The 26,955-nt window shown below is 70.9% G+C and carries 24 protein-coding genes; 12 read left to right on the top strand and 12 right to left on the bottom strand.

Translation table 11 applies throughout. The features are described 5' to 3' along the window. The first annotated feature begins 211 nt into the window (after positions 1–211). Positions 212–2,296 (top strand): neutral/alkaline ceramidase, encoded by a 2,085-nt coding sequence (locus JYK02_RS19255; protein WP_207053001.1) that lies wholly within the window; start codon positions 212–214, stop codon positions 2,294–2,296. A gap of 9 nt (positions 2,297–2,305) precedes the next feature. Here JYK02_RS19255 and JYK02_RS19250 read toward each other — a convergent pair whose 3' ends face one another. Next, entirely contained in the window at positions 2,306–3,148 is an 843-nt protein-coding gene (locus tag JYK02_RS19250) for a hypothetical protein (protein ID WP_347402526.1), read from the bottom strand. A gap of 209 nt (positions 3,149–3,357) precedes the next feature. Between JYK02_RS19250 and JYK02_RS19245 the strand changes: the two genes are divergently transcribed. Next, positions 3,358–3,852, top strand: coding sequence for a gluconokinase (locus JYK02_RS19245; RefSeq protein WP_207052998.1), 495 nt, complete (start codon positions 3,358–3,360; stop codon positions 3,850–3,852). 6 nt (positions 3,853–3,858) lie between these two features. Here JYK02_RS19245 and JYK02_RS19240 read toward each other — a convergent pair whose 3' ends face one another. Then, a complete protein-coding gene (locus JYK02_RS19240) occupies positions 3,859–4,485 on the bottom strand; it encodes a phenylalanine--tRNA ligase beta subunit-related protein (RefSeq protein ID WP_207052996.1) in 627 nt (208 codons plus the stop codon). 75 nt (positions 4,486–4,560) lie between these two features. Between JYK02_RS19240 and JYK02_RS19235 the strand changes: the two genes are divergently transcribed. Both JYK02_RS19235 and JYK02_RS19230 read left to right on the top strand, forming a co-directional pair. Further along, complete coding sequence (locus tag JYK02_RS19235) at positions 4,561–4,923, top strand: cupin domain-containing protein (RefSeq protein WP_207052994.1); 363 nt, start codon at positions 4,561–4,563, stop codon at positions 4,921–4,923. A gap of 170 nt (positions 4,924–5,093) precedes the next feature. Next, positions 5,094–6,716, top strand: coding sequence for an ABC-F family ATP-binding cassette domain-containing protein (locus JYK02_RS19230; protein ID WP_207052992.1), 1,623 nt, complete (start codon positions 5,094–5,096; stop codon positions 6,714–6,716). Between the two features lie 59 nt (positions 6,717–6,775). On the opposite strand, the gene JYK02_RS19225 is transcribed toward JYK02_RS19230, so the two are convergent. Genes JYK02_RS19225 through JYK02_RS19210 form a run of 4 tightly spaced genes read right to left on the bottom strand, consistent with a single transcriptional unit; the run spans position 6,776 to position 10,728 of the window. Beyond that, positions 6,776–7,090: a hypothetical protein gene (locus JYK02_RS19225; RefSeq protein ID WP_207052990.1), complete on the bottom strand. Its 315-nt coding sequence runs from the start codon at positions 7,088–7,090 to the stop codon at positions 6,776–6,778. 11 nt (positions 7,091–7,101) lie between these two features. After that, the gene (locus tag JYK02_RS19220; protein WP_207052989.1) at positions 7,102–8,541 is read right to left on the bottom strand and encodes an aldehyde dehydrogenase family protein; all 1,440 of its coding nucleotides are present in this window, start codon (positions 8,539–8,541) and stop codon (positions 7,102–7,104) included. A gap of 27 nt (positions 8,542–8,568) precedes the next feature. Next, positions 8,569–10,020 (bottom strand): aldehyde dehydrogenase family protein, encoded by a 1,452-nt coding sequence (locus tag JYK02_RS19215; RefSeq protein WP_207052987.1) that lies wholly within the window; start codon positions 10,018–10,020, stop codon positions 8,569–8,571. Between the two features lie 33 nt (positions 10,021–10,053). Next, a complete protein-coding gene (locus tag JYK02_RS19210) occupies positions 10,054–10,728 on the bottom strand; it encodes a TetR/AcrR family transcriptional regulator (RefSeq protein WP_207052985.1) in 675 nt (224 codons plus the stop codon). Positions 10,729–10,850: 122 nt separating this feature from the next. Between JYK02_RS19210 and JYK02_RS19205 the strand changes: the two genes are divergently transcribed. Then, positions 10,851–11,480 (top strand): phospholipase D-like domain-containing protein, encoded by a 630-nt coding sequence (locus tag JYK02_RS19205; protein ID WP_207052983.1) that lies wholly within the window; start codon positions 10,851–10,853, stop codon positions 11,478–11,480. 46 nt (positions 11,481–11,526) lie between these two features. After that, the gene (locus tag JYK02_RS19200) at positions 11,527–12,918 is read left to right on the top strand and encodes a sensor histidine kinase (protein WP_347402525.1); all 1,392 of its coding nucleotides are present in this window, start codon (positions 11,527–11,529) and stop codon (positions 12,916–12,918) included. Between the two features lie 4 nt (positions 12,919–12,922). Here JYK02_RS19200 and JYK02_RS19195 read toward each other — a convergent pair whose 3' ends face one another. Further along, positions 12,923–13,297, bottom strand: a complete 375-nt coding sequence (locus tag JYK02_RS19195; RefSeq protein ID WP_014393392.1) for a helix-turn-helix transcriptional regulator — start codon at positions 13,295–13,297, stop codon at positions 12,923–12,925. A gap of 440 nt (positions 13,298–13,737) precedes the next feature. Next, positions 13,738–14,619: an NAD(P)H-dependent flavin oxidoreductase gene (locus JYK02_RS19190; RefSeq protein ID WP_242588809.1), complete on the bottom strand. Its 882-nt coding sequence runs from the start codon at positions 14,617–14,619 to the stop codon at positions 13,738–13,740. Positions 14,620–14,858: 239 nt separating this feature from the next. Here JYK02_RS19190 and JYK02_RS19185 point away from each other — a divergent pair, with 239 nt between their 5' ends. Genes JYK02_RS19185 through JYK02_RS39745 form a run of 3 tightly spaced genes read left to right on the top strand, consistent with a single transcriptional unit; the run spans position 14,859 to position 19,782 of the window. Next, positions 14,859–17,042, top strand: a complete 2,184-nt coding sequence (locus tag JYK02_RS19185) for a HEAT repeat domain-containing protein (RefSeq protein WP_207052980.1) — start codon at positions 14,859–14,861, stop codon at positions 17,040–17,042. A gap of 49 nt (positions 17,043–17,091) precedes the next feature. Further along, complete coding sequence (locus JYK02_RS19180; protein ID WP_207052979.1) at positions 17,092–18,054, top strand: ParA family protein; 963 nt, start codon at positions 17,092–17,094, stop codon at positions 18,052–18,054. Positions 18,055–18,063: 9 nt separating this feature from the next. Further along, complete coding sequence (locus JYK02_RS39745) at positions 18,064–19,782, top strand: hypothetical protein (RefSeq protein WP_242588808.1); 1,719 nt, start codon at positions 18,064–18,066, stop codon at positions 19,780–19,782. Positions 19,783–19,791: 9 nt separating this feature from the next. On the opposite strand, the gene JYK02_RS19170 is transcribed toward JYK02_RS39745, so the two are convergent. Genes JYK02_RS19170 through JYK02_RS19160 form a run of 3 tightly spaced genes read right to left on the bottom strand, consistent with a single transcriptional unit; the run spans position 19,792 to position 23,697 of the window. After that, positions 19,792–20,772: a M48 family metallopeptidase gene (locus JYK02_RS19170; protein ID WP_242588807.1), complete on the bottom strand. Its 981-nt coding sequence runs from the start codon at positions 20,770–20,772 to the stop codon at positions 19,792–19,794. Further along, positions 20,772–21,329 (bottom strand): SH3 domain-containing protein, encoded by a 558-nt coding sequence (locus tag JYK02_RS19165; RefSeq protein WP_207052977.1) that lies wholly within the window; start codon positions 21,327–21,329, stop codon positions 20,772–20,774. The genes JYK02_RS19170 and JYK02_RS19165 overlap by 1 nt, the downstream gene beginning before the upstream one ends. A gap of 28 nt (positions 21,330–21,357) precedes the next feature. Further along, positions 21,358–23,697 (bottom strand): CHASE2 domain-containing protein, encoded by a 2,340-nt coding sequence (locus tag JYK02_RS19160; RefSeq protein WP_207052976.1) that lies wholly within the window; start codon positions 23,695–23,697, stop codon positions 21,358–21,360. A 283-nt stretch (positions 23,698–23,980) separates the two neighbouring features. Between JYK02_RS19160 and JYK02_RS19155 the strand changes: the two genes are divergently transcribed. From JYK02_RS19155 to JYK02_RS19145, 3 genes are all read left to right on the top strand, one after another. Beyond that, positions 23,981–25,186, top strand: coding sequence for a hypothetical protein (locus JYK02_RS19155; RefSeq protein WP_207052975.1), 1,206 nt, complete (start codon positions 23,981–23,983; stop codon positions 25,184–25,186). Further along, complete coding sequence (locus JYK02_RS19150) at positions 25,183–25,953, top strand: ferritin-like domain-containing protein (RefSeq protein ID WP_207052974.1); 771 nt, start codon at positions 25,183–25,185, stop codon at positions 25,951–25,953. Before JYK02_RS19155 ends, JYK02_RS19150 begins: the two co-directional genes overlap by 4 nt. 94 nt (positions 25,954–26,047) lie before the next feature. Next, positions 26,048–26,578 (top strand): TspO/MBR family protein, encoded by a 531-nt coding sequence (locus JYK02_RS19145; RefSeq protein ID WP_207052973.1) that lies wholly within the window; start codon positions 26,048–26,050, stop codon positions 26,576–26,578. Positions 26,579–26,631: 53 nt separating this feature from the next. Here JYK02_RS19145 and JYK02_RS19140 read toward each other — a convergent pair whose 3' ends face one another. Continuing rightward, positions 26,632–26,814, bottom strand: a complete 183-nt coding sequence (locus tag JYK02_RS19140) for a hypothetical protein (protein ID WP_207052972.1) — start codon at positions 26,812–26,814, stop codon at positions 26,632–26,634. Between the last annotated feature and the right edge of the window lie 141 nt (positions 26,815–26,955).

Raw genomic sequence — 26,955 nt, 5'->3', positions numbered from 1 at the left:
CCGCATTCCGCGTCCGCCAGGGGTAGCGGGCCGAGCGTGCCCGGCGCCTCGTGCTGCCGCGAACTGGACTGAAGCCGCCGCGCCCCCATGTTCGAGTGTGGAGCGCCGGACGGCCTGCCCCGGTGTGTGCTGCCCTCGCGGAAATGATGGCGACACCCTGGGGTTGCCTTGCCGCCGGGCCCCATTCTTTCCGGAGGCCGTGGAGGACGCCATGCGCACGCTGAACGCTCGCCTTGTCCCCGTGCTCGGGCTGCTGCTGGGCACCGTGCTGGCGCTGGGGCCGGGGGCTTCCCCGAGGCTGCCCACGGCGGACGCGGCCGAAATGCCCGCCGGGCCCGCGGCGAACGCGTGCGCGAACTCCGCGAACTTCCTCATCGGCGCGGCGCGCTCGGACATCACCGGCCCCGCGGCGGAGGTGGGGATGATGGGCTACGCGCAGGTGGGCCAGAAGACGGAGGGCATCCACCTGCGGCTGTACTCGCGCGCGTTCGTCATCGCCTCGCCGTGCAACGGCCGGCGCGTGGCCTTTGTCAGCGCGGACCTGGGCATGGTGTTCCAGGCGGTGAAGCAGCAGGTGGTGGAGCGGCTGCGCGCGAAGCTGGGGGACACGTTCTCCGACGACAACGTGCTGCTCAGCGCCACGCACACGCACTCCGGGCCGGGCGGCTTCAGCCACTACACGCTCTACAACCTGACCACCTTCGGCTTCGTGCCCCAGAACTTCGAGGCCATCGTCTCCGGCATCACGGACTCCATCCTGCGCGCGAACGCCCGGCTGGCCGAGGGCTCGCTGCGGCTGGCCTCGGGCGACCTGCGCGGCGCCAGCGCCAACCGCTCACCGGAGGCCTACCTGCGCAACCCGGAGGCCGAGCGCGCCCGCTATCCCGACAACGTGGACACCCGCATGACGCTGCTGCGGATGACGGGCGCGGACGGGCGCGAGCTGGGGCTCGTCAACTGGTTCGCGGTGCACGCCACGTCCTTCGGCAACACGAACCACTACATCAGCGGCGACAACAAGGGGCTCGCGGCGCACGCGTTCGAGGTGGGGCAGGGCGGGCTGACGCCTGGAGGCCCGGACAGCTTCGTCGCGGCGTTCGCCAACTCGAATGAAGGCGACGTCACGCCCAACATCCTGGGCGGCACCAACGGCGGCGGCGCGAACGACTTCGAGGACGCGGCCCTCTCCGCGAAGAAGCAGTACGACTTCGCCGCGCACCTGTGGGCCACCGCCGCGATGCCCGTGATGGGTGGCGTGGACTACCGGCACGCCTACGTGAAGATGGACGCGGTGGACGTCGCGCCCACGTTCGCGGATGGCACCGCGCACCGCACCTGCCCCGCGGCCATCGGCCTGTCCATGATCGCGGGCGCGGAGGACGGGCCCGGCTTCGGTTCGGAAGGGGCGACGTGCGAGTCCGTGCACGACGTGTGGACCCAGTTCACCTGCGCCGCCGTCACCACGCCCTGCCAGGGGGAGAAGCCCATCGTCCTGGAGATGGGCGCGATGAAGCCCTACCCGTGGTCGCCGGAGGTGCTGCCGCTGCAGCTGGTGACGGTGGGACCGCTGGCCCTGGTGGCGGTGCCCTTCGAGATGACCACCATGGCGGGCCGGCGGCTGCGCGACACGGTGCGCGCGCAGCTGCAGGGCGCGGGCGTGACGGACGTGGTCATCGCGGGGCCGGCCAATGACTACTCGGGCTACGTGGCTACGCGCGAGGAGTACGCGCGCCAGGACTACGAGGGCGCGTCCACGCACTTCGGCCCGTGGACGCTGGCGGCGCTACAGCAGTCCTTCACGGGGCTCGCGACCCGCCTGCGCGAAGGGGCGCCCGTGGCGCCCGGGCCCACGCCGCGCGACCTGCGCAAGGCGGTGGTGGGGCTGCAGCCCGGCGTGGTGTTCGACGACAAGCTGCTGTGGGTGGACTTCGGCGCCGTGGCGGAGGAGGCGAAGGCGTCCTACGCGCGCGGCGACACCGCGAGCGTCACCTTCTGGGGCGGCCATCCGCGCAATGACCTGAAGCTGGGCGGCACCTACCTGCGCGTGCAGCGGAGGCAGGCGGACGGCGTGTGGCGGGACGTGGCGCACGACGGGGAGGGCGGCGCGCTGTACCACTGGCAGCGCGAGTACTGCGTGCCCACGCTCGCGTGCTCGAAGGTGCGCATCGACTGGCCCATCCCGCCGGACACGCCGCCGGGCACCTACCGGCTGGTGCACGAGGGCAACTGGAAGTCCGGCTGGGACGGGCGCGTGCACCCGTACTCGGGGAACTCGCGCCCGTTCACCGTGCGGTAGCGGGCGGCGTCAGTCGCAGGTGCCGTCCGGGTTGCACTTCTTGTCGCACTTCTTGCAGGCCGCGCCGCCCTTGCCGCACTGGTTCTTGTTCGTGTCGGGGATGCAGCTGTTGCCTTCGCAGCAGCCGTTGCAGGTGGACGGGTCGCAGCGACAGAAGCCGCCAATGCACGCCAGGCCCGGGCCGCACGCGTTGTTCGAGAGGCCGCAGACGCACTTGCCCCCGGCGCAGCGGTTGGCGTTGATGTCACAGGCCGGGCCGTTGCCGCAGCCGCAGGTGCCCCGGTCGGTGCAGGTGTTGGCGCGGTCCGCGTCGCAGATTTCACACGCGCCGCCGCCCACGCCGCAGGTGCGGAAGGTGCGCGCCGTGCAGATGCCCTCGCGGCAGCAGCCATCCGGGCAGTCCAGGCAGAAGGTGTCGGTGCCGCCGTCGGTGCCACCATCCGGCTTGGGGCCGGAGGTCGTCAGCCGCACGGTGACCTCCACCTCGTAGCCGTCGCGCACGCTGGCGGTGGCCTCGCCCGTGGCGACCAGGGCGTCGCCGTTCAGGCCCTCCACGCGGACGGTGGCCTGGGTGCCGTTGGCGGCGCCGTCCAGGAGGACGCGGAAGGTCTCACCGCTCTGGAGCTCGCGGCTGGAGTCCTCCGGCAGGAGCGTGGTGGGGACCTCCGAGCCGTCCGCCGTACCGGAGACGCGCAGCCGGGTGAGGCCCATCGAGGGCTCGAACTCGGTGGTGACGAAGAGGGCGGTACCGGACGCGGCGGCGGGGTCGCGGCAGGCGGCCAGGGTCACCAGGGTCAGCAGTCCGCTGCACAGGAGGAGCCGGACGAGCGTCCGGCCAGGGGGGGCTCCCACGGAAGTCATGATGCGAAGGAGGGTAGCGGTTCCTCCGCCGCGAAGTGGAAGGCATGGTGGCCGCGGGCTCGAGGGCGTTGGACAGCGGACGCTCACCCCGCGGTATCCCGGGATGTCCGGTGTGTCACCGGACATGCATCTCGCGTGGCGCCGGAAGCGGGAAGGCCACAGCATGGGGACCGAGCGAGCCCGAGGGAGGCGGCAACGGCATGGTGGTCATCGTCATGGGCGTTTCAGGGACCGGGAAGTCCACGGTGGGCCGGGCGCTCGCGGACCGGCTGGGGTGGACGTTCGTGGACGCGGACGACCTGCACTCGGTGGAGAACCGCCGGAAGATGGCCGCGGGCACGGCGCTGACGGACGTGGACCGGCAGCCGTGGCTGGAGCTGTTGCGCGCGCGGATGGAGAAGGCGCTGGATCAGCACGAGGACCTGGTGCTGGCGTTCTCCGGCCTCAAGCAGCTCTACCGCGCCAGGCTCACCGTGGACGCCGCGCGCGAGCGCTGGGTGTACCTGACCGCGTCCGAGTCCCTCATCCGCGAGCGGCTCCAGAAGCGCCTGGGACACTTCATGCCCGCGTCGCTGCTGCGGAGCCAGCTGGAGACGCTGGAGGTGCCCGAGGACGCGTTCACCGTGGACGTGACCGACCCGCCGGACGTCGTGGTCCAGCGCGTCCTGGACGGGCTGGGGTTGAAGCCCCGCTAGTCCGGGTCAGCGCACGGGCTCGACGGTGGCGCCCAGGCGCTCCAGCAGCTCGCGGTACCAGGTGAAGGCGCGCTCGGTGTGGCCCTTCAATTCCTTCGTGCCCCACAGCAGCGTGAGGGTGCGGCGCGTGGTGGCGTCCGTCTTGGTGCGCTGGGCGTCCTTCACCGCGTTGGCGCACGGGCCCTGCGCGTCGAAGAGGCACAGGAGCCCCTCCAGGTCGATGGTCTGCCCCGAGGCGTTGAAGACGTAGTGGTCGCCCTGGATGGCGGTGGAGACGCGGAAGGGCGCTTGGGCCTTGTCCAGGTCCACCACGCTGATGGGCAGGCCGCTGTGCAGCGACACGGCATTGCACGCGTCCACCGCGGCGTTGATGGTGCCCAGGGTGCCGTCACCGGAGGCGCGCACCAGGTACTCGGACGCGGGCTTGCCCCGGCCCGTGGGCTTGTAGCCGCCGTGGCGGAGCAGGTCGCGCACGGCGCCCCGCACGGCGTCGTCGCTCTGGAGGGGCGCGGTGGCGCCCGGCTTCAGCAGGGCCTGCAGCCAGTCGGGCGCGGGCAGGTCTCCCAGGGGGGCGGGAAAGGAGGAGGTGAAGGCGATGAGGTCGAGGAGGGGATGGTTGTCGACGGTCAGCACGGCGGCACTCTACGCCACGCGCTGGTAGGGTAGGGATGCGCGCTGTTCCCCCTTCGTCCGCCTGGAGCCTTTCGCATGCCCACGCTCATCCCGAAGCCCATCCGTGTGACGGCGGTGGGCAACAAGCCGAAGCTCATCGACGAGTACGTCGGCAGGGTGAACTCCAAGACGTCCAACATCAGCGTGGCGCACATGCGCAGCCCGGGCGGCTGGGAGGAGCCGGGTCAGACGCCCGAGTTCCGTGAAATCACCCTGGTGCTCGCGGGCATGCTGCGCGTGGAGCACAAGGGCGGGGTGATGGACGTGCACGCCGGCCAGACCGTGGTGTGCGAGCCCGGCGAGTGGGTCCGCTACAGCACCCCCGAGGAGGAGGGCGCGGAGTACGTGGCCATCTGCACCCCGGCGTTCTCCCCGGGCACCGTGCACCGGGACGCCTGAGGAGCGCCGAGCCTCGTGGTTCCAAGCCGGGCGGAATCCCGGACAGGGGCCTGCCTGCCTGGGTGCGTGGATGGAACGGGGGTGGATGGGGGTTCGGAAGCATCCCTCCGGCGGGCGGCTCGTGGCATAAGGGCGCGCCGCCTGATTCCCCGGGCCCTTTCGGTACGCACATGATCCGTCTCGACAACATTGGCAAGCAACACGGTCAGCAGATCCTCTTCATCGAGGCGTCGGCCGCGCTCCACAAGGGCGAAAAGGTGGGCCTGGTGGGCCCGAACGGCGCGGGCAAGACGACGCTGTTCCGGATGATGACCGGCCAGGAGTACCCGGACGAGGGACAGGTCTCCATCGACCGTGGCGTCACCATTGGCTACTTCAGCCAGGACGTCGGTGAGATGGACGGCCGCAGCGCCGTGACCGAGGTCATGGACGGCGCGGGCCCGGTGAGCACCGTCGCGGCGGAGATGAAGGAGCTGGAAGCCGCCATGGGTGACCCGGACCAGGCGGACAACATGGAGAAGCTCGTCGAGCGCTACGGCGTCGCGCAGGGCCGCTTCGAGGAGCTGGGCGGGTACGCGCTGGAGGGCCGCGCGCGCGAAATCCTCGCGGGCCTGGGCTTCAGCGAGGAGATGATGGACGGCGACGTGGGCAAGCTGTCCGGCGGTTGGAAGATGCGCGTGGCCCTGGCCCGCATCCTCCTGATGCGCCCGGACGCCATGTTCCTGGACGAGCCCTCCAACCACCTGGACCTGGAGTCGCTCATCTGGCTGGAGGGCTTCCTCAAGGGGTACGAGGGCGCGCTCCTGATGACGTCGCACGACCGCGAGTTCATGAACCGCATCGTGACGAAGGTGGTCGAGATCGACGGCGGCTCGCTGACGACGTACTCGGGCAACTACGACTTCTACGAGGGCCAGCGCGCGCAGAACGAGGCGCAGCAGCAGGCGCAGTACGAGCGCCAGCAGGCGATGCTCGCGAAGGAGATCAAGTTCATCGAGCGCTTCAAGGCCCGCGCGTCGCACGCCGCGCAGGTGCAGAGCCGGGTGAAGAAGCTGGAGAAGATTGAAAAGGTGGAGCCGCCCAAGCGCCGCTCCACGGTGCTCTTCGAGTTCCAGCCGCCGCCGCGCTCCGGTGACGACGTGGTGAACCTGAAGAACGTCTGCAAGGGCTACGGCAAGCGGACCATCTACGACGGTCTGGACTTCCTGGTGCGCCGCGCGGAGCGCTGGTGCGTGATGGGCGTGAACGGCGCGGGCAAGTCCACGCTGCTCAAGCTGGTGACGGGCACGACGCAGCCGGATGAGGGCACGGTGGCGCTGGGTGGCAGCGTGAAGATGGGCTACTTCGCGCAGCACGCCATGGACCTGCTGGACGGAGAGAAGACAGTCTTCGAGCAGCTCTCCGACGCGTTCCCCCGCGCGGGCCAGGGTTCGCTGCGCGCGCTGGCGGGCTGCTTCGGCTTCAGCGGCGACGAGGTGGAGAAGAAGTGCCGGGTGCTGTCGGGTGGTGAGAAGGCGCGTCTGGTGATGGCGCAGATGCTCTACGACCCGCCGAACTTCCTGGTGCTGGACGAGCCCACGAACCACCTGGACATGGGCACGAAGGAGATGCTGATCACCGCGCTGTCGCGCTACGAGGGCACGATGCTCTTCGTGTCCCACGACCGGCACTTCCTGGGCGCCCTCTCCAACCGCGTGCTGGAGCTGACGCCGGACGGCATCCACAAGTACGGCGGCGGCTACACCGAGTACGTCGCACGCACGGGCCACGAAGCCCCGGGTCTGCGCAGCTAGCAGGAGTCGGAGGGCAGGGGAGACGCCCGTCTCCCCGCGTCCTGCCGGTCCACGGCCCTTTAGAAGTCGTGCGGGTCACTCCACTCGAAGTCGTCCGGGGTCAGGCGCTCCGCGGCGCCCAGGGCCTCGCCCATGCGCGCTATCGCGTCCTCTAGCGCCTCCAGCTCTGTCCGGCCGAGCCCCGCAATCCAGTCCGGTTCTCCGGTCCGCGTCTTCACGCACAGGTTCGGCACCGCGAGAAAGTCGCCGAGGGCCCGCTCCAGCACCTTGATCCTGTACCGGGTGCTCGGGGCGCGGAGGTCCTGCACTTCGTAGATGTTGGCGACCCTCGAGATGCTCGCGGCACCGCGCAGGGGGATGGCATTCCAGCTCATGCTCGAGGAGGTTATTCGAACAGCTTGCTCGCGAGCCGGGCCAGGCGCTGGGCCTTGCCCCGGTACGGCGGGAAGAAGAGGTTCGTGAAGGCCGTGCGGCCCTGCCGCACGACCGCGCGCTCGTGGCTGAAGGCCTTGAAGCCCGCCTCGCCGTGATACGCGCCCAGCCCGCTCTGCCCGATGCCTCCGAAGGGCAGGTGCGGGTTCACGTTGTGCAACACCACGTTGTTCACCACGGTGCCGCCCGCGCTCGTCTCCTTGAGCAGGCGCTCCACCGTGGCCTCTTCGTGGCTGAAGACATACATGGCCAGCGGCTTGCCGCCCGCGCGCACGTGCGTCACCACCTCGTCGAGTGACTCGAAGCGCAGCACCGGCAACAGCGGCCCGAAGATCTCCTCGTCCATCACCGCCGACTCCGGCGTCACGTCCGCCAGCACCGTGGGCGCGATGTAGCGCGTCTCCGCGTGCACGCCGCCTCCCGCCACCACGCGCGCTCCCTGCGTCACGGATTCGTCCAGCAGGCCTCTCACGCGCTTGAACGCGCCGTCATCCACCATCCGGCAGAAGTCCGGCGTCGCCCGCCGCGCCTCCTCCGTCTTGCCGTAGAAGCGCTCCAGCGCGGCCTTCATCCCCGCCAGCAGCGCCTCCTCCTTCGACGCGTGCACCCAGACGTGGTCCGGCGCGATGCACGTCTGCCCCGCGTTGAGGAACTTCCCCCAGACGATGCGCTCCGCCGCCGCGTCCACGTCCGCGGACGCATCCACGATGACCGGTGACTTGCCGCCCAACTCCAGCGTCACGCCCGCCAGGTGCCGCGCCGCCGCCTCCATCACGCGGCGGCCCACGCGCGGCCCGCCCGTGAAGAAGAAGTGGTCGAAGGGCAGCCGCAGCAGCGCCTCGCCCACCTCCGGTCCGCCCTCCACCAGCGCGACTTCGTCCTGCGGAAACACGTCCCGCAGCAGCTGGGCGATGAAGCGCGCCGTGCCCGGCGTCTTCTCACTGGGCTTGCACACGACGGCGTTGCCCGCCGCCACCGCCGCCACCAGCGGCGACACCAGCAGGTGGAAGGGGTAGTTCCACGGCGCGAGGATGAGCACCACGCCCTTGGGCTCCGGATGCACCTCGCTCTTCGTGCCCGCGAGCAGCAGCGGCGCCCCCACCTTGCGCGGCTTCATCCACGCCTTCAGGTGCTTCTGCACGTGCGCCAGCTCCAGCAGCACGGGGAGGATTTCCGTCGCCTCCACCTCCGCGGGCGGCTTGTGGAAGTCCTCGTGCAGCGCGTCCGCCAGCTCCTCGCGCCGCTCCAAGAGCAGCGCCTTGAGCTTCTCCAGCCGCGCGAGGCGCTCCTTCGGCCCCGTCTTCGCCAGCTCCCAGCGGCGCGCCTGGAGGCGGTCGAACACCGCCTGCAGGTCACCCGGGACCAGGGCCTCCTCCACTGACACCACGCGCATGCCGGTTCCTCTCTCCAACCCCGGGACCTACTCCAGCATCCGGGTCGCGCGGGAGGCCCATTCCTGGGCCTTTCCGCGATACGGCGGGAAGAACACCGCGGCCAGCGACTTCATCCACTGGACCATCACGGCCCGCTCGTGGCTGAACGTCTTGAAGCCGTAGTGCCCGTGGTAGTTCCCCAACCCGCTCATCCCCACCCCGCCAAACGGCAGGTTCGGGTTCGCCACGTGGATGAGCACGTTGTTCACCACCACCCCGCCCGACGTCGTGTGCTGGAGCACCTCCTCCACCATCTTCGAGTCCTGGGAGAACACGTAGAGCGCCAGCGGCTTCCCGCCTTCGTTGATGTGCGCGTAGATCTCCTCGCGCCGCTCGTACGTCAGCACCGGCAACACCGGCCCGAAGATTTCACCCTCCATGATGGGGCTCTTCGTCGTCACCCCGGACAACACCGTGGGTGACAGGTAGCGCGACGGTCCGTCCGCCGTCCCGCCGGCCTCCACCTTCGCTCCCGCGGCGACCGTGCGGTCGAGCACCTCCTTGAGCCGCCTCCACGCCGCCGGGTCCACCACGCGAGCGAAGTCCGGGCTCGCCTGACGCTCGGCCTCCGTCTCACCGTAGAAGCGCGTCAGCACCGCCTTGAAGGCCTCCAGGAAGGCCTGCTGCTTCGACGCCGGCACGTAGATGTAGTCCGGCGCCACGCACGTCTGGCCCGCGTTGACGAACTTGCCCCACGCCAGCGCCTCCGCCGCCGCCTTCAGGTTCGCGGATTCATCAATGATGACCGGCGACTTGCCGCCCAATTCCAGCGTCACGCTGGAGAGGAACTTCGTCGCCGCCATCATCACCTTGCGGCCGATGTTCGGGTTGCCCGTGAAGAAGAAGTGGTCGAACGGGTGCTGGAGCAGCGCCTCCGCCACCTCCGCGCCGCCCTCGAACACCGCCACCTCGTTCTCCGGGTACACGTCCCGCACCAGCTTCGCCAGGAAGCGCGACGTGTGCGGCGTCTTCTCACTGGGCTTGAGCATCACCGCGTTGCCCGCGGCGATGGCCGCGATGAGCGGCGCCGCCAGGAGCTGGAACGGGTAGTTCCACGGCGACAGGATGACCACCACGCCCTTCGCCTCGAAGCGCACGTGGCTGGACGCGCCCTTGAGCGTCAGCGGCGTCGCCACGCGCTTGGGCTTCATCCACGACTTGAGGTGCTTCACCGTGTGGTTCAGCTCCTCCAGCGTCGGATGGATCTCCGTCAGCTCCACCTCCATCGCCGGCTTGCGGAAGTCCTGGTGGATGGCCTCCGCCAGCTGCTCGCGCCGCGCGATGATGGCCTCGCGCAGCTTGCGCAGCCGCGCGATGCGCTCCGCCGCGGTGCTGCGCGACAGGTTCCAGCGGTTCGCGCGCTGCGCTTCGAACACCGCGCGGATGCGGTCCACTTCAACCGAGGTCTGGGGAAGGAGGGACGCGACGGCTTCCAGCATGACGGAGCTCCGTTTCAGGAAATGCGCAAAGGGTCAGCGGGGCTCGAGCCCGCGAAGAAGGGTGGTGATGGCCGCCGTCAGCTCGGCGGTGAAGTCCACGCGCAGGGGCGCCATGTGCGGCAGCGTCAGCACCTCGCGCGCCACGGGCGCGATGTCCGCCATCTGCCGCAGGCCCGTCATCAGCGCGTGCACGTGGCGGATGACCTGGCCCGCGGTCTCCGGCGTGAGGAAGGGCAGCCGCGCCTGGAGCAGCGCCGCCGTCGTCCCCATGGCCATCAGCACGCGCTCCTTGAACGCCTGCGTCTGGGCCACGGTCACGTTCTGCTCCAGCACCGTCTGCATCAGCGCCAGGAGCCGCGTGAAGGTCTCTTCCCCCTCCAGCGACGCGGCCAACGTGCGCGCCAGCTGGTGGCCCGTCCACGTGCCGCCCTGGGAGGACAGCTGGCCGTTCAGCTTCGCGAACCACGCGGTGAGCAGGTCGTCCAGGAGCGCCAGGAACAGCGCCTCCTTCGTCGGGAAGTAGAGGAACACCGTCCCCTTCGCCAGGCCCGTGCGCGCCGCGACGTCCGCCATCTTCACCTGGGCGAACGACGTGGCCTCGAACAGCTCGCGCGCCGCGTCCAGCAGCTCCCGCCGCCGCGCTTCCTTGTCCTCGTCCCGCCGCGCCCGCGGCGCCACGACGCGCTTCGCGGCCAGTGCTCCCGCCATGACCCGGAGTTAAATGACCGCCGGTCACCGGTCAAGTCGCCACGGGGGGCCGCATCCACCGCAGGACGGTCCCGGGCGGCGGGGGATGGCGTCGTGTAATCCTGTGTGCGACGCTGGGTGACATGACAAGGCCCATCGACGCGGAGCTGCTGTCGGGGAGCGCGCTGTACCGGGAGGTCGTGCTGCGCAAGCTGGCCCACGCGCGCGAGTCGGTGTGGATGGCCACCGCCAACGTGAAGGCCATGTACGTGGAGCGCTCGAAGGGGGCGTTCGTGCCGCTGCTGGAGGTGCTGGACGGGCTGGCCGCCCGGGGCGTGGCGCTGCGGCTCCTGCACGCGGAGCTGCCCAGCCGGCCGTTCCGGGCCGCGTTCGACGCCCGCTCCCGGCTGGTGAAGGGGGGGCTGGAACTGAAGGTGTGCCCGCGCGTGCACTTCAAGGCGGTGGTGGTGGATGGCGCCTGGGTCTACCTGGGAAGCGCCAACCTCACCGGCGCGGGACTGGGCGCCAAGGGCGATGACGTCCGCAACTTCGAGCTGGGCTTCGTGACCGAGGACTTCGACACCATCGACCGGACGACCGCCCTCTTTGACGCGGTGTGGAGCGGCGCCGAGTGCCGCGGCTGTCGGCTGCGCGCGGTGTGTCCGGACCCCATCTTGCCCTCCGGCGGCGGACAGGCGAAGAAACGGGGACGGGACGCGGTGCGGTTGGGGAAGTCCCGGCGCTTGAGCCGTCCCCGGGAGAAATCCACATGAAGCCGTACTTCGCGCCTCGCGGCGTGCACGGGCGGACCCGCTCGGAGTGACGCCTCTGGCCGCCAGCGCGTGGGACGACGCGGATGTCCGGGCCCGTCAGCGGGTCCGGCGGCGCACGTATTGGCTGTGCGCGCTGCTCATCGCGCTGGGCTCGCTGGCGCACCCGCTGGTGCTGGGCGGCTTCCGCGCGGACTTCCTGGCGGTGCACCTGCTGTGGGCCGGGTCGTTCCTCGTGCTGGGGGCCCTGGTGGGCGCGGGGTGGCTGAGGCCTCCGTTCAGCGGCATCGCGTCCGGCATCGTCAGCCTGGCGGCGCTCACCGTGTGCATCCAGCTCACCGGGGGCCTGTCCAGCCCGCTGTTCCCCGCCTTCTACACGGTGCCCCTCTTCGTCACCGTCTTCGTCCCGGGCCAGCGGCTGCCGGTGTGGTTCGCCATCGGCGGCACGCTGGTGGCGGTGGTGGTGATGACGTGGCTGTCCCACGTGCCGTGGGCGACGTTCGTCAGCCAGTGCATCAGCCTGCTCTTCGTGTTCGCGGTGTCCGCGCACGGCGCGGAGGCCTTCCGCAAGCTGCGCGCCGCGGAGCGCACCGCGCACCTGGAGCGCGTGGAGGCCCTGCGCCAGCTGGCGGAGAGCGAGTCGCGCCGCGCGCGCGTGGAGCGCCAGCGCGCGGAGGTGGAGCGGCTGGTGGTGGTGGGGCAATTGGCCGCGGGCGTGGCCCACGAGGTGAACAACCCGCTCGCGTACGTGAAGTCGAACCTGCACTACCTCCAGGAGGAATGGGCCCACGGCGCGCCCGACGACCTGGAGGACGTGCGGCGCGTGCTGGAGGAGACGCAGCAGGGCGTGCTGCGCATCCAGCAAATCGTCACCGACCTGCGCCTGTTCTCCCGCGAGGCCCCCGACGGCGCGGAGTCCTGCGACGTCGCGGAGACGCTGGCCGAGGCGCAGCGGCTGGCCTCGGTGCGGCTGCGGAGTCTGGGCGTGGTGGAGCGCGACGTGGCGCCGGGGCTGGCCCCCGCGCGCGTCACGGCCCGCCACCTGGTGCAGGTGCTGGTGAACCTGCTGCTCAACGCCGCGGACGCGCTGGAGGGCTCGCGCTCCAGCAAGCCCGCGCACGTGACGCTGCGCGCGCGCATGGACGACGGCCGCGTGCGGGTGGAGGTGGAGGACAACGGGCCGGGCATCCCGGAGGCCGCGCTGCCGCGCCTCTTCGAGCCCTTCTTCACCACCAAGCCGCCCGGCAAGGGCACCGGCCTGGGCCTGGCGCTCTGCCGCGACTACGTGGCGCGCGCGGGCGGCACCCTGGAGGCGGAGAACCGCGCGGAAGGCGGTGCGCGCTTCATCCTCCGGCTGCCCGTCGCCGGGACTTCATCCCCCCCTGTCCACCGGGAGCCCCCCGCCGCCGTGGACGCGAACGCGGAGCCCGCGGCGGAGTAGCGCCTCATCGCTCCAGCGCGTGCGCGACCTGCCCCAACAGGCGCAGGCGCGGGGAGTCCAGCTTGCGCACGGTGCGCATCAGGCGGCGCACTTCCGGACGCTCGCGGTACTCCGGCGGATCCTCCGCGAGCTGCGGCGCGCCGTCCTCGGTCACCGCCGCCGTCGCGCTCAACCCGAGCAGCACATCCGACGAGCAGCTGAGCACCAGGCACAACTTCCTCAACGTCCGCACGCTGGGCAGCATGTGCCCGCGCTCCAGCCGCCCGTACACCTCGGTGGCGATGCCGACGCGCTCGGCGACATCGGCCTGCGTCAGCTCCAGGCGCTGCCGGGCCACTCGCACCGCGTTTCCAATGAGGGTTGCCAGTCGTTGTTCCATGGCGTGGAAAACCTGTCGAAAGAGGAGCTTCTCCCCCCGCTTTTCAGACGGAGAGGTACCGGGAAGAAGTCGCTGCTATGCGTGACCTCGTGAGACACAGATTACGAGCGGGGTCTGACATCTCCGGGCGTGCGGACAGGGCCCGCAAACCCGCGACAATCCGCTGTTTCCGCCGTTCTCTCGCGCGCGTTTCGCAAGGCTTCCCGGGTGATTTTTTCGCGCGTGTGATGCGCGTCGAACCGGGGTGGTAGGCGGGCACGCCTCCGCCCCTCCCATGACGTCACGGGAAGGCCGTGCGAGGTCGCCCGACGTGCCAGGTTGCTTCGTGGGCTGGGAGACGGTTTCGCGAGGGTCCGGGGAGACCGCGCGCTTCCGGCGGTGGGCGGCCGGAAGCGGGGCGCTGCGACCCGAAGTGGCTCCGGTGCTGCTTCAGCGCTGCTTCAGGATTCGGACGGCAGTGCGGCGCGCGCTTCCGAGTACTCGCGCACCATGCGCTCCACGACGGTGGCGGCGGGCAGCACGTCCTTCACGAAGGCCACGCCCTGGCCCGCGCTCCACGTGTCCTTCCACGCCTTGCCCTGGCCCGCGCGGAAGCGCTCCAGCGCGCTCTTGATGAAGTTGCCGTGCACGCCCGTCACCTCCTTCGTGTACTCGAGGTCCTCGGGCCCGGAGTCCACCAGCGCCTGCTTGTAGTCGGGCGCGGCGCCGGCCTCTTCCGTGGCCAGGAAGCGCGTGCCCACGTACGCGCCATCCATGCCCAGCGCGAGCGTCGCGGCCAGGTGGCGCCCCGTGGACAGCGCGCCCGCGAGCACCACGGGCACGCCCAGCTCCGCCTTGAGCCACGGGCCCAGCACCATGGGGCTCAGGTTGCCCGCGTGGCCGCCCGCGCCGCTGCCCACCGCGACCAGCGCGTCCACGCCGGCCTTCACGGCCTTCTCCGCGTGGCGCAGCGAAATCACGTCGCTCCACACCTTGCCGCCGTACGCGTGCACGCGCTCCACGATGGGCGTGGGGTCGCCCAGGCTGGTGATGACCAGCGGCACCTGGCGCTCCACCGTCGCGGCCACGTCCTCCTCCAGGCGCTCGGCCCACTTGAGGATGAGGTTCACGCCGAAGGGCACGTCCTTCGGGAACGTGTCCAGGAAGTCCCGGTACGCCTGCGCGGTGCGGTAGTTGAGCGACGGCACCGCGCCGATGGCGCCCGCGCGTCCGGCGGCCTCCAGCAGCCCAGCGTTGGACACCAGGAACATGGGGGCGGCGATGATGGGATAGCGGATGCCCAACATCCGGGTGACGTCCGTCTCGATGCGCGAAGGGGCCATGACGCGCATTGGAGCATGCGTGCACGCGAGCGCGAGGCCGAAAAATCGGCCTGGGCGGCGTTGTCAATCACAGCGTGTCCCGGCGGGGGAAAACCCCTGGTGTTTCCGTGGTTTACGTAGCACGTAGGGCTGACATAAGGTGCCCGCCCCGACGCCGAGTCGGGAAACCGGGGAGTCCCTTCGGTGTCGCGAACCGGGGAGCGCCGCCGAGCGCCTTCGCGGGGAGGCCAGAGCCAGTCGTGAGTGACGAGCGTCCGGACGCGCTGCTCAAGAGCGCACTCGAAAAGATCGTCTACTTCGAGGCCCGTGCGCAGCAGTTGCATGGCGAGCTGGCGTCCGCGCGCGACGAGCTGACGCACCTCAAGGAAGACCTGGCGGAGGCGCACCAGCGCGAGCTGGACCTGCGCCGGGAGCTGGCCGAGCTGGAGGTCAAGAGCGGCCGCGCGCAGACGGAGCGCGAGGAGCTGAACCGGGTCAACCACGCGCTGCGGCTGGAGCGCGACCAGTTGATGGCGAAGCTGCTGGACGCGAGCCGGATCCACTCCTCGGGGCAGGCGCGCGCGGTGGCGGACGACGATGCCGACGAGCTGGGGTTCGACCTGGCGTCGTTCATCTCGCAGCTGCGCAGCGAGGTGATCCTCCGCGGGGACGTGCCCGCGGTGCGCACGCCGTACAGCGGGCCCGCGGTGCCGCTGAAGTCCGCGGAGCCGGCCGTGCCGTGGACGGAGCGTCCTCCCGCGCCCATCCCGCCCCGGGCGCCGTCGGCCTCGTCGAGCGCGGCGGAGTCCGGGCTGTCGCCGGTGGCGCGCGAGGCGCAGCGGCTGCACAGCGAGGGTCGTCTGCGGGTGAGCGCGGAGCAGATGGCGGAGCTGTCGGGGCACGCGGGCAGCACCACGGACGAGACGCTGTTCGGGTTCTCCGTGCGGGAGCTGTCGGCGGCGGACGCGGCGGCGCGGGTGCGGGCGGCGGAGCGGCTGAAGGCGCTGGCGCACCCGGCGGCGGCGCCCGCGCTGGCGGCGGCGCTGCATGCGGAGACGGACGCGACGGCGCAGGTGGCGCTGGTGCAGGCATTCGCGGGGCTGTGCCGGGAGGAGGGCGCGTCGGTGGTGTCGCCGCTCCTGTCTTCGCCGGTGCCGGAGGTGCGCATCGCGGCGTTGAAGGCGCTGCTGGTGCTGGCGCCGAAGGACGCGGCGCCGCACCTGGCGCAGGCGATGAAGGACTCGGACCGGTCGGTGCGCCGGCGGGCGTCGCTGCTGGCCCTGGGGTTGGAGGGAGAGACGGCGCGGCGGCTGGGCGAGGACGCGATCCACGACACGGATCCGGAGGTCCGAGCGCTGGCGGCGCTTGCGCTGGGCGCGGGCCGGGGCGAGAACGCGCGGACGCTGCTCTTGGGCGCGCTGGACGACAGCGAGGCGCGCGTGCGCAAGGCGGCGGCGCAGAGCCTGTCGCGCATCCTGGGCCACGACGTGTCCGCGGTGGTCGCGCTGGATGATGCGCACCGGCGCCGGGAGATCCGCCGGCTGGCGACGCTCCCCGTGAAGCCTGTTCGCGCGACGCTGGAAGCAAAGCCCGTGGAGCCCGTGCGTGTGGCGCCCGTGGCCACGGAGGTGGCGCAGGCAGTGGGGCAGGGCGCGCAGGCCGTGGCTGGCGCGCAGCCCGTGGCGGTGCATGGTGCGCAGTCCGTGGCCGGCGTGCAGCCCGTGGCCGTGAATGCCGCGCAGCCGGTGGCCACCGTGCAGCACGCGGCCATGGCTCAGGTGCAGCCCGTGGCGGCGCAGGGCGCGACGGTTGCGCAGCAGGTGGGCGCCCAGGTCATCGCGCACGACGCTCAGCAGGTGAACGTCCCGGTCGCCGCGCAGCCGCCCATCCCTTCGATTCCCGCGCACGCGGTGCCGGTGTCGCTCGCGGACGTCGCCGTGAACACCTCGCAGTGGACCGCTGCTCCGATGGCCGCCCCCGTGCTCGCGGTCGCCACGGTGGGCGCGGCCCGTTCCGCGCCGGCCGTGATGCACGGGGCTCCTCCCGCTCCTGCCCGCGTCGCGAACGGCGGGCACGTGTCCTTCGCTTCAGGCCCTTCCGCACCTCCGTCGCGCCCCGTGGCCCCGGTGCCGCCCGCGCCCGCGCAGCCCGCGGCGCGCCGGACTCCCGTGCAGGCCGCGCTGGTCGCCATGGGCGCGCCTCCTCCCGCCCGGGCTCCCGCGCCTTCCGCCGCGCCGCCGGTTCCTCCCAAGCGCGGCCCGTCTCCCGTGGAAGCGCTGTGTGGGGCGATGTTGCAGGAGGTGCGGGTCGCCGTCCGTGGCCGCTCGCTCGCCGAGCTGACGTCCGGGCTGTCCGCCCCGGCGGAGCTGGCCCAGGAGGCCGTTGCCCTGCTGGTGGCCCGAGGGGCCATCGTGCGAAGGGGGCACAAATACTTCGCCGCTTGAGGCAAGGTGCACCGCAGCCGGGCCTCACACGTCATCCGAAGGGTCGTTCATGGAAGCGCCGACGTACAGCTCGAAGCAGGTAGCCGAGATGCTCGGCGTGACTCCGAAGTCCATCCCGTCGGAGCTGCGCAAGGACGCCTACGGCCCGGATGACGTGTGGGAGCTGCGCACGACGCTCAACAAGTTCCCCCCCACCGCGGGCCTGCGCAAACAGCTCTTCCTCAACTTCAAGGGCGGCACCGGCAAGACGTCCCTCTCCACGTCCTACGCGTGGCGCCTGGCGGAGCTGGGCTACGCCGTCCTCCTCATCGACCTGGACAGCCAGGGCCATGCCACCAAGTGCCTGGGCTACGAGGGCGAGGACTTCGAGAAGACGCTCCTGGACGTGCTGGTCCGCAAGACGCCGCTCGCGCAGGTGGTGCAGAAGTCCACCCTGCCCAACCTGGACTTCATCCCGTCCAACCTGAGCATGTCCACGGTGGACCTGGCGCTGATGCCCATGGCGGGCCGTGAGTTCAAGCTGCGCAACGCGCTCAAGGACGTGGAGGCGCAGTACGACTTCATCGTCTTCGACGCGCCCCCGTCCTTCGGCCTGCTCAACCTGAACGCGCTGATGGCCGCGAACGACCTGTTCGTGCCGGTGCTCGCGGACTTCCTGTCCTTCCACGGCCTCAAGCTGCTGTTCGAAACGGTGCAGAGCCTGGAGGAGGACCTGAACCACGTGCTGGACCACGTGTTCATCGTGGTGAACTCCTTCAACGCCACCTTCAAGCTGGCGAAGGAGGCGCTGGAGGCGCTCCAGACGCACTACCCCGAGTACCTGCTGCCCACCATCATCCGGCAGTGCACCAAGTTCGCGCAGGCCTCCAGCGAGGGCCGCCCGGTGTTCGTGGCGGACCCGACGTCCAAGGGGGCCAATGACATCCAGGCCATGCTGGACAACGTGCTGCCGCGCCTGGTGGCCGCGCACGCCGCGGCGGTGAAGGCCGGCACCGCGACGAAAGCCGGCTGAGATTTCCCCATGAAGAAAGCCTTCGAACAGAACGTGTCCCGCGCGAAGCCGCGCCTCCGCCTGGGGGCGCTGACCGGTGCCCTCGACCCGTCCGACCCCACGGGGACCGCCGCCGCGAACCCGGAGCCCGCCGCGCCGGAAGCGCCCGCGCCCGTCGCGGAAGGCCCGGACCTGTCCTCCGAGGTGCGCGCCCGCATCGAGCGCCGCGCCGGCCCGCGTCCCACCGCCGCCGAGGCGATGGAGGCCGCGCTGAACGCTCCGCCGAAGCACGCCGCACCGCCCCCGGCCGCGCAGGGCCTGCCCGCGGTGACGGCGCCGAGCTTCTCGCCGGTGTCCCACGCGCTGTCCGCGCTGGTGTCCCCGGAGGCCCGGCACGAGGAGGAGTCCGCGCCGTGGCAGAACCCGGAATCGCAGGAGACCGCGCCGGACTGGAACGTGGCGCAGGCGCCCGCGCCGGAGGAGTCCGTCTGGGACGCGGACGCCGTGCCGCCGGTGTCGCACCGGGAGGTGGCGGAGGCCGTCGCCGCGTCCGCGTGGAACCTGTCCGCCGCGCACGTCGCGCAGCAGCGGGAGACCGCCGTCGAGGCCTTCAGCCAGGAGTCCCTGGGCGCCGAGCCGACGCCCACGCACGTGGAGCCGCCCGCGCCGCCCGCCGCGCGCTGGGACGCGCTGACGGCACGGCCGGAAGCCGCCACGCACGTGGATCCGACGCGGGTGGCGCCCCTGGCCCACTCCGTGACGCACACCGAAGCGCTGCGCGCCGAGGCCCCTCGCGCCTCGGCTCCGGCTGACACGCGGAGCGCTCCGGTGACGTTCGCCTCGCCGCCTCCGGTGATGGCCCAGGCCGAAGCCCCCCGGGCGGCTCCGGCCACCTTCGCGGGCCCTCCGCCCGGAGTACAGTTCGATGGACGGATGGGCGTTCAGGCCCTCCGCATGCCTTCCGAGGCCGAGCCCATGACGACGTACGCTGCCGTCCAGGCCTCCACCGTCACCACCACCGAGACGGTGGCCCGACAGGAAGCCGCGCCCGCCCCCGTCGAGGTGCAGACGCCCGCGCCTCCCCGTGAGGAGCTGGACTCCGAATCCCGCCGCGAGCGCCTCAAGGCCCGCCTCAAGGCCGTGCGCGAGAACCCGCGCCCGGAGCCGCTGCCCGCCACCGTCGCCGAAGCCGGCCAGCGCGCCGTGGAGCGCATCACCCACCTCCAGGCGGAGCTCACCAAGGTCAAGGCGCTCAACCTCACGCTCACCCAGGACCTGGAGGTCGCCCGCCGTCAGGCGGAGAAGGCCACCGAGGAAGCCCGTCTGCGCATGGACGAGGCCCGCCGCCTGTCCGCGGAGATGGAGGGCCGCGTGAAGCTGCTCGCGGACCTGGAGCGGGAGCTGGCCGCGCTGGAGGGCGAGCGCGACGAAGCGCTCCTGTCCCTCCAGGAGTCCCGCCAGGCCCTCCAGGCCGCCGCGAAGGAGCACGACGCGCTGGAGCAGGTCGTGAACAAGGGCAAGCTGGCCCTGGCCGACAGCCTCGCGGAGGAGGAGCGCCTCGCCGTGGAGCTGGAGGGCGCCAAGGACGAGTCCGCCTCCCTGCGCCGCGCCGTGGAGACGCTCCAGGGCGAACGCGACGTGCTGGCCCAGCAGGTCGCGTCCCTCACCGCCGAGCGCGCCGAGCTGCTGGAGGCGCGCAAGGCCCTGGAGTCCGTGCACCGCGCCCTCAGCCAGGCCACGGTGCGCTGAAACGCCGTCCTACTTCGCGTCCTTCGCCATGCCCGTGGGCTTCTTCCCGGCCCCCACGATGGCGAAGGCCGCGGGCAGGGCAGGGCGCTGGAGCGACGCCACGTCCAGCCGCGCGAGCGGATCCGCGTCCTTCCGCCGCGCGTCGAGCAGGTCGGCAATCTGCTCCTGGCGGTCCCTCTTGCTCGGGTGGTTCTCCCAGAATCCGCCGCCCCCGGACGTCCGGTCGAGCAGGCGCGAGAACTCCCGGGGGTCGTAGCCCGCGGACAGCATCAGCTCCACCGCGAGCGCATCCGCCGCCAGCTCCTCGTCGCGGCGGTTGCCCTTGCCGAAGACGTCCACGGTCCCTTCGACCATCTCCCCCATCAGCCCCGTGTCCGAGTCCAGGTCCAGGCGGCCGTCCGACCGGCTCGCGCCCACCACCTTCGAGGCGACCGCCGACATCACGGCGCCCGTCACCGCCGCGCCCTTGCAGGTCTTCACCTTCACGGAGACGTACTGGTGCAGCGCGTGCTTGAGCACGACGTGGGCAATCTCATGCGACAGCACGCCCGCGAGCTGCGCCTCGTTCTCCACGCCCTGGAGCAGCCCCTGTGTGACGAACACGTAGCCGGCGGGCGCGGACAGCGCGTTGAAGCGCTTCACGTCCTTGAGCACGCCGAACGTCCAGCCCAGCTCCGGCCGGGGGGACTGCATCGCCAGGTTGCGGCCCACCGTGTTGACGTAGGTGCTCAGCGCCTCCTCCGCGGGGTTGCCCAGCATCAGCCCGCCGCCCTGCTGCGCCCAGTGGATGGCCAGCGCGCTGCCCAGCGCGTACTCCTCCTGGATGGCCGGCTCCACCTTCAGCTTGTCGCAGGACTGCACCTTCTCCGACGCGGCCACCACCCGGTTCACGTCACTGCCCAGGTTCGCCTTCTTCAGCTCCTTCGTCACCTGGGCACAGGACGTCAGGCCCAGGCCCACCGCCACCAGGACTCCCACGCGCGAGCGCATCACCTGCCCCCCTTCTGGGGACCCAGCTTCGTGTTGGGCGCCACCACCGGGAACAGCCCGGCCTGCTTCACGTGCTTGTCGATCTGCACGGGCGTCACCGCCTTCGCCAGCCCCTCCAGCTTCTGGAGCTGCGCCACCGCGGCCTTGTAGTCGCCGCCCTTGTCGTTGCCGTACTTCTCCGCGCCCGGGCTCAGCGCCTTCACCGCCGCGCCGCTGGACACGAAGGCAGCCGGGTCGATGGTGCGCGTCTTGCCGTCCTTGGACACCAGCTCCATGTTGGGCGGCTTCGTGGACAGGTTCGTCTGGAACACGTAGCCGGGCTTGCCGCCGGGCTCCGTCACCTGGTGCCACTGGGCATTCTTCGGGTCCGCGCCCTTCCACGTCACCTGCTGCCCGGGCTGGAGCACCGCCACCACGTCCGCCGTGGGCACCGCGCTCTTGAGCACGCGCGTGTTGCGCGCCTTCACGTAGAGCTTCTCGTCCTTCTTCACCGCCCACGCGGCCGTCACCGGCACTCCCAGCGACAGCAGCAGGATGCCCCAGGTCCATCGTCTCATCGTCGTGCTCCCCAACCCTGATACGCCGTCACTTCTCCAGATTCGCGACGCCATCGAAATTCTCCGGGAGTGACTCCAGATACTCGCGGCAGCGCTCCAGCAGCTTGCCCGTGGGCCCGTCCTCCGGCGACCGCGCGGCCTCCGCCTCCAGCACCGCCGCGGCTTCCGCGAAGCGCGCCTCGCGGTACAGCCCCAGGGCCTGGTGGTAGCGCGCCACCGTCTGACGGGTGGACGCGTCCAGCTGCCCCCTGAGCGCCAGCAGCTCATACACCGTGACGGCCTCCGTCTTGCCCGCCACCCGCACCCGGTCCAGCTCGCGCACTTCGATGTGCTCGCGCGCCAGCTCATACGTGCGCGGGCCAATCATGATGACGGAGCCGTAGGCCTTGTTCGCGCCCTCCAGGCGCGCGGCCAGGTTCATGCCGTCGCCAATGGCCGTGTAGCTGAAGAGCTGGTCGCTGCCGAAGTTGCCCACGAAGTTCACCGCGCTGTTCACGCCGATGCGCGTGTACACGTCCGGGAAGCCCTTCTCGCGGAAGTCCACGCGCAGCGCCTCCACGGCCGCCTTCGCCGCCAGCGCGCCCCGGCACGCGCGCACGGCGTGGTCCTCCTGGGCCATGGGCGCGCCGAAGAGGCACACCACCGCGTCGCCGATGTACTTGTCCAGGCACCCGCCCTCGCGCAAGAGCGCCCCGCTCACCGCTGTGAGGTACGTGTTGAGGATGCGCACCAACTGGCGCGGGTCCTCCTTGAAGCGCTCGCTGAAGGTGGAGAAGCCGCGGATGTCGCTGAAGAACGCGGTGATCTCCTTGTTCTCTCCATCCAGGCGCGGCAGTTGCCGCGAGCGGATCATCTGCTCCACCAGCTTCGGCTCCATGAAGCGGTGGAACGCCTGCCGGATGAACTGCGTCTCGCGGTTGGCCACCAGGTGGTTGAACGCCAGCGCCCCCACGCTGGCGCCCACGCCCGCCAGCGCGGGCATCGCCATCAGCACGTGCGTGTGCGTGGTCTTGAGCAGCAGGCCCGTGAGCACGAACAGCCCCTGCACCAGCGCCAGCGGCCAGACCACCTCCAGCATCGTCCAGCGCGCCGTCATCAGCAGCACCGCGGACACCAGCGCCACGAGGAACGTCAGGCCCAGGTCCACGCCCTCCGGTGCGCGGGTGATGAACGCGCCCGACAGCAGCGTGTCCACCACCGTGGCCTGCTTCACCAGCCCGGGCTGCATGGGGGAGAAGGGCGTGGCCTTGATGTCGTTGAGCCCCACCGCCGTGCCGCCGATGACGACGACCTTGTCCCGGAACGTGTCCGCGGCCAGGCCCGGCTCTCGACCCTTGGAACGGCGGATCCAGTCGTCCAGCACGTCGAAGAGGAGCACCGTCTTGAAGCGCTCTTCCAGCGGACCGCCGTAGTCCAGCGCGGCGCTGCCGTCGTCGTTCACGCGCCAGGTGCGCTCGCCCAGGCGGAGGGTGCGGCCGGAGAGCGTGACCTCCTTCGCGCCCAGCAGGTCCGCCATCATGCGCACCGGCAGCGTCACGTAGGTGTTGGTGCCGTCCGTGTACGCGAAGGCCGTGCGGCGGATGGAGCCGTCCCCGTCCGCCTCCATATCCACCAGTCCCACCCCGTTCACCGCGCCCACCAGCGCGGGCGTCGGAGGCACCGGGTAGCGGGGAGGCGATGCCTTCCGCGATGGCGTGTCCCCGAGCCGGGGCAACGCCTTCCCATCCGTCCAGCGCGCGGGGAAGGCGAGCGCCCGCGCCAGGGCCTGGTCCGTCAGCACGGGTGTGGCGGGGGCGGCGGCGTCCTCGAACTCCTCGGGGAAGGTATCGCCCGGCGGCTCGGGAGTGGGCGCGGGCTCGGGGGCCTTCAGCGGCACGGGGGCCGTGAAGTCCGCGCGCGCCAGCGGCTTCGCGGTGCCGCTGCTCGCCATGCCCACGTAGAAGGGGAGGCCCGTCTCACGCAGCACCTGCGCGAAGCCCAGGTCGGCGGACTCGTCGGCCGTCCGCTCGTCCATCACCGCGTCGAACAGCACGGCCCTGGCGCCCGCGGCCTTCATCTCCTGCGCGATGCGCGCCCACAGCGTGCGCGTGTACGGCCAGTTGCCGAAGTTGAGCTGCAGCTGCGGGTCCTGGCTGATGCGGTCGAGGGTGGACTGGTCGATGGCCACCACGACCACCTGCTGGGACTTCTCCCGGCCCCCCGTGTACCGCACCAGGGCCTCGTCGTAGGCGATGTGCTCCGTGCTCTCCAGGACCCCTGTCCGCTCGCACGCCCACGCGATGAGCGCGGCCACCAGCGCGATGCCGATCATCTGGAGCCGGTGATGGCGCCAGCGCTCCTGGATGGTCTTCCACGTCTCACCCGCCACGGCCCCTCCCCGGGAGGTCGGTGCCGTCACGCTACCCCGGGACAAGTCCCACGGGCACGCGCGCGCACCGCGGGTATTGGACCTTCATCCAAGAGAGGCCGGAGAGGCCCGCGAAGCAGGGGACCCGGCGAGCCGTCGCAGCCCCTCGCGTCCGCCGACCGGCGCCTGCACGTCTGTTGCCGTTGGTGGATGGCCACCGGACCTTCAGGACATCGGGACCCGAGGGGGTGGTGTCCACCGCCCTCGTTTCAACGCCCTGTCCCCGCCCAGAAGGAGTCACCTCGTGGCCTTGGACCTCTTCAAAGAAAAAGGCACTCCCGTCGAGCGCCAATCCTTCACCTGGAAGGACCTGGTGCGGCGGCCCTACAGCAAGCTGGACGACGACGCCTTCACCCGGACGCGCGTCATCCTGATGAACGGCATCGAGGCGGACGCGCTGCGCATGAAGCACATCTTCGCGCGCCGCAGCCGGGACCTGCGCCCGCACCTGGCGCTGGTGCGCCGCGCCGAGCACCACCAGCAGACGCTGGTCAACTGGCTCACCCCTCCGGACCAGAAGGTCATCGAGACCACCCTGGGCTTCGAGCAGCTCGCCATCGAGGTGACGGCCAGCGTGGCCATCCACGAGCCCGACCCCTATCTGGCGCAGACGTACCGGTTCGGGATGCTGGAGGACTTCGACCACCTGTACCGCTACTCCGCGCTCTACGACCGGCTGGAGGGGCAGGACCCCAACAACATCACCCAGTCCTATACGGACATCATCCCGGGCCGCCCCACCGTCGTGGAGCACCGCCATCCGCTGGATGACCTGCGCCGCCCGTACGACGCGAAGACGGCGGCCCCGCTGTCCAAGCTGCACGCGCTGACCATCACCGCGTCCGAGTTCCAGACGCACGACTACTACATGACCGTGGGCCCCACGTTCACGGACCCCGTCGCGCGCCAGCTCTACGCGGAGATCGCCTCCATCGAGGAGCAGCACGTCACCCAGTACGGTTCGCTCATCGACCCGGACGAGTCCATGCTGGAGCAGTGGATGCTCCACGAGGCCATGGAGGTCTACAACTACTACTCGTGCCTCGCGTACGAGTCGAACCCGCGCATCAAGGAGGTGTGGCAGCGGTTCGTGGACTACGAGCTGGGCCACCTCCACTACGTGATGGAGCTGTTCAAGAACCTGGAGCGCCGCGACCCCGCGGAGGTGCTGCCCCGCGAGCTGCCGGAGCCCATCGCGTTCAAGGAGCACCGTGAGTTCGTGCGCAAGGTCCTCTCGCAGGAGGTGGACATGCGCTCCGACGGCACCGAGTACGTGGACAAGTCGCAGCTGCCGCCGGACCACCGCACGCTGCTGTACCAGGCGCAGATGAACTCGGAAGGGTCGCCCTCGGAGACGGCGGCGGCTGGATACAAATGGAGGCCCGGCACGGAGCTCGCCGCGAAGGCGGAGCGCATGGGCTCGGTGCTGGAGGGGAGGAGGCTGCAATGAGCAAGGACACCATCGCCGACGTGGGCATGAACCGCACCGGCATCAAGACGTCGCCCGTGGACAGCAAGGACATCATCGCGGAGGCGGAGCGCGCGCAGCCCAGCAGCCTGGGCGACGCGCAGGCCATCGCGGACGTGCGCAAGCAGTACATGCGCGAGTCCGGTGACGGCCTGGGCCGCGTGCCGCCGCCTTCCAGTTTGAAGGGCATGGCGAAGACCGCGGTGGACATGCTCAAGGGCGGCAAGCCCACCGTGTTCATCGACAAGCTGGGGGAACGGCTCGCCTTCGAGCGCTCCGGCGTCCGGCTCTACGAGGGCGCGCTCTCCAAGCTGGATGTCTTCGGCAGCTGGGAAGGGGGCCCGTCACGTGAGCTGCTGACGAAGATCATGGACGACGAGCTGGGCCACTTCGCCCTGCTGGTGGAGGCCATGGAGAAGATGGGCGCGGACCCCACGGCGGTGACGCCGTCCGCGAACCTCACGTCGGTCATCTCCATGGGCGTGCCCGCGGCCATCTCCGACGCGCGCACCAACCTGCGCCAGGCCGTGCAGGCGCTGCTGGTGGCGGAGCTGACGGACAACGCGAGCTGGGAGCTGCTCATCGAGCTGGCGCGCGGCCTGGGCCATGACTCGCTGGCGGACCGCTTCCAGCTGGCGCTGGACGCCGAGGCCGAGCACCTGGCGCTGGTGAAGGGCTGGCTCGCGGCGGGGCTGGCCACGGAGGCCCGCGCCCCGATGGAGTCCGCGGGATTGCCCGCGCAGCCCTGAGGCGACCGGGCAGGCAGGCAAGGGTGGCAGGCCGTTGTGTGAAGCCCCAGCTTGTGGCTTCGCACAACGGCTTTCCTACGTCTGGAGGGATGACATGCAGCTCAGTGAGCTGGGAGGCTCCGAGGGCCTGGAACACAACGCCACGCTCAACCGTGAGTCCATGGTGGCGCTGGGCGCCTTCGGTGCCCTCACCGCGGGCGCGGTCTTCCTCAACGCGAAGAGCACGCGCGAGGCCGTCCAGCAGGGCTGGTACAAGCGCCTGAAGAAGCCGCCTTATCAGCCGCCGCGCCAGGCCTTCGCGCCCGTATGGACGGCGCTCTATGGCCTCATCGCCGTCTCCGGCTGGCGCATCTGGGGCTCACCGGCGGGCGCGCGGCGCTCGCGCGCGCTGGGCCTGTGGTTCGTGCAGTTGGGGCTCAACGCCGCGTGGTCCCACCTGTTCTTCCGCAAGCGCCAGCTGAAGGCCGCGGCGGTGGAGAACTGGGCGCTGCTGGGCAGCATCGCGGCGTACACCGCCGCCGCCAGCAGCGTGGACCGCAAGGCGCCGTGGTTCATGGCGCCCTATCTGGGCTGGGTGTCCTTCGCCAACGTGCTGTCGACGGACATCGCCCGGCGCAACACCTGAGTGCATCGCCCGGCGATGACTAGCGCCGGGCGTTTCCACCTCCTCCTCTCGCGCTAGTTGCGGATGCGCGAGGGGGGGACCGCGTTGTTGAAGGACAGCACGGCCGCGAAGTAGCGCGCCTGGTTCTCCGACGTGCAGCGCACCTCCTGGATGCGTCCGCCGACCTTCACCCTGACAATCCAACCGTCGTTGTCGCGGCTGACAGGGGACTCGCTCTTCATCGTCATGTTTTCCATGGGTGTCTCTCCCTCCCGTGCACCCACCTAGAGCAGGGGGCGTGCCAGGGCTGGAAAGCGTGGGATTCCAGCCCTTTGCATGAGGCCTTCGTCGGGGGCGGGGAGGCGGAGCTGAAGTTCTTTCAGCGGGGGCGCGCGCGG

This window comes from Corallococcus macrosporus, from assembly GCF_017302985.1.
In the GTDB taxonomy this organism is placed as follows: Bacteria; Myxococcota; Myxococcia; order Myxococcales; family Myxococcaceae; genus Corallococcus; species Corallococcus macrosporus_A.
Note: the sequence above shows the minus strand (reverse complement) of the source record. Positions and strands in the feature narration are given on the sequence as shown.

Excerpts from the sequence above, each read along its gene's own strand:
- JYK02_RS19255 (WP_207053001.1), top strand. The coding sequence starts at position 212 with ATGCGCACGCTGAACGCTCGCCTTGTCCCCGTGCTCGGGCTGCTGCTG.
- JYK02_RS19245 (WP_207052998.1), top strand. The coding sequence starts at position 3,358 with ATGGTGGTCATCGTCATGGGCGTTTCAGGGACCGGGAAGTCCACGGTG.
- JYK02_RS19235 (WP_207052994.1), top strand. The coding sequence starts at position 4,561 with ATGCCCACGCTCATCCCGAAGCCCATCCGTGTGACGGCGGTGGGCAAC.
- JYK02_RS19230 (WP_207052992.1), top strand. The coding sequence starts at position 5,094 with ATGATCCGTCTCGACAACATTGGCAAGCAACACGGTCAGCAGATCCTC.
- JYK02_RS19225 (WP_207052990.1), bottom strand. The coding sequence starts at position 7,090 with ATGAGCTGGAATGCCATCCCCCTGCGCGGTGCCGCGAGCATCTCGAGG.
- JYK02_RS19220 (WP_207052989.1), bottom strand. The coding sequence starts at position 8,541 with ATGCGCGTGGTGTCAGTGGAGGAGGCCCTGGTCCCGGGTGACCTGCAG.
- JYK02_RS19215 (WP_207052987.1), bottom strand. The coding sequence starts at position 10,020 with ATGCTGGAAGCCGTCGCGTCCCTCCTTCCCCAGACCTCGGTTGAAGTG.
- JYK02_RS19210 (WP_207052985.1), bottom strand. The coding sequence starts at position 10,728 with ATGGCGGGAGCACTGGCCGCGAAGCGCGTCGTGGCGCCGCGGGCGCGG.
- JYK02_RS19205 (WP_207052983.1), top strand. The coding sequence starts at position 10,851 with ATGACAAGGCCCATCGACGCGGAGCTGCTGTCGGGGAGCGCGCTGTAC.
- JYK02_RS19195 (WP_014393392.1), bottom strand. The coding sequence starts at position 13,297 with ATGGAACAACGACTGGCAACCCTCATTGGAAACGCGGTGCGAGTGGCC.
- JYK02_RS19190 (WP_242588809.1), bottom strand. The coding sequence starts at position 14,619 with ATGGCCCCTTCGCGCATCGAGACGGACGTCACCCGGATGTTGGGCATC.
- JYK02_RS19180 (WP_207052979.1), top strand. The coding sequence starts at position 17,092 with ATGGAAGCGCCGACGTACAGCTCGAAGCAGGTAGCCGAGATGCTCGGC.
- JYK02_RS39745 (WP_242588808.1), top strand. The coding sequence starts at position 18,064 with ATGAAGAAAGCCTTCGAACAGAACGTGTCCCGCGCGAAGCCGCGCCTC.
- JYK02_RS19170 (WP_242588807.1), bottom strand. The coding sequence starts at position 20,772 with ATGCGCTCGCGCGTGGGAGTCCTGGTGGCGGTGGGCCTGGGCCTGACG.
- JYK02_RS19165 (WP_207052977.1), bottom strand. The coding sequence starts at position 21,329 with ATGAGACGATGGACCTGGGGCATCCTGCTGCTGTCGCTGGGAGTGCCG.
- JYK02_RS19150 (WP_207052974.1), top strand. The coding sequence starts at position 25,183 with ATGAGCAAGGACACCATCGCCGACGTGGGCATGAACCGCACCGGCATC.
- JYK02_RS19145 (WP_207052973.1), top strand. The coding sequence starts at position 26,048 with ATGCAGCTCAGTGAGCTGGGAGGCTCCGAGGGCCTGGAACACAACGCC.
- JYK02_RS19140 (WP_207052972.1), bottom strand. The coding sequence starts at position 26,814 with ATGGAAAACATGACGATGAAGAGCGAGTCCCCTGTCAGCCGCGACAAC.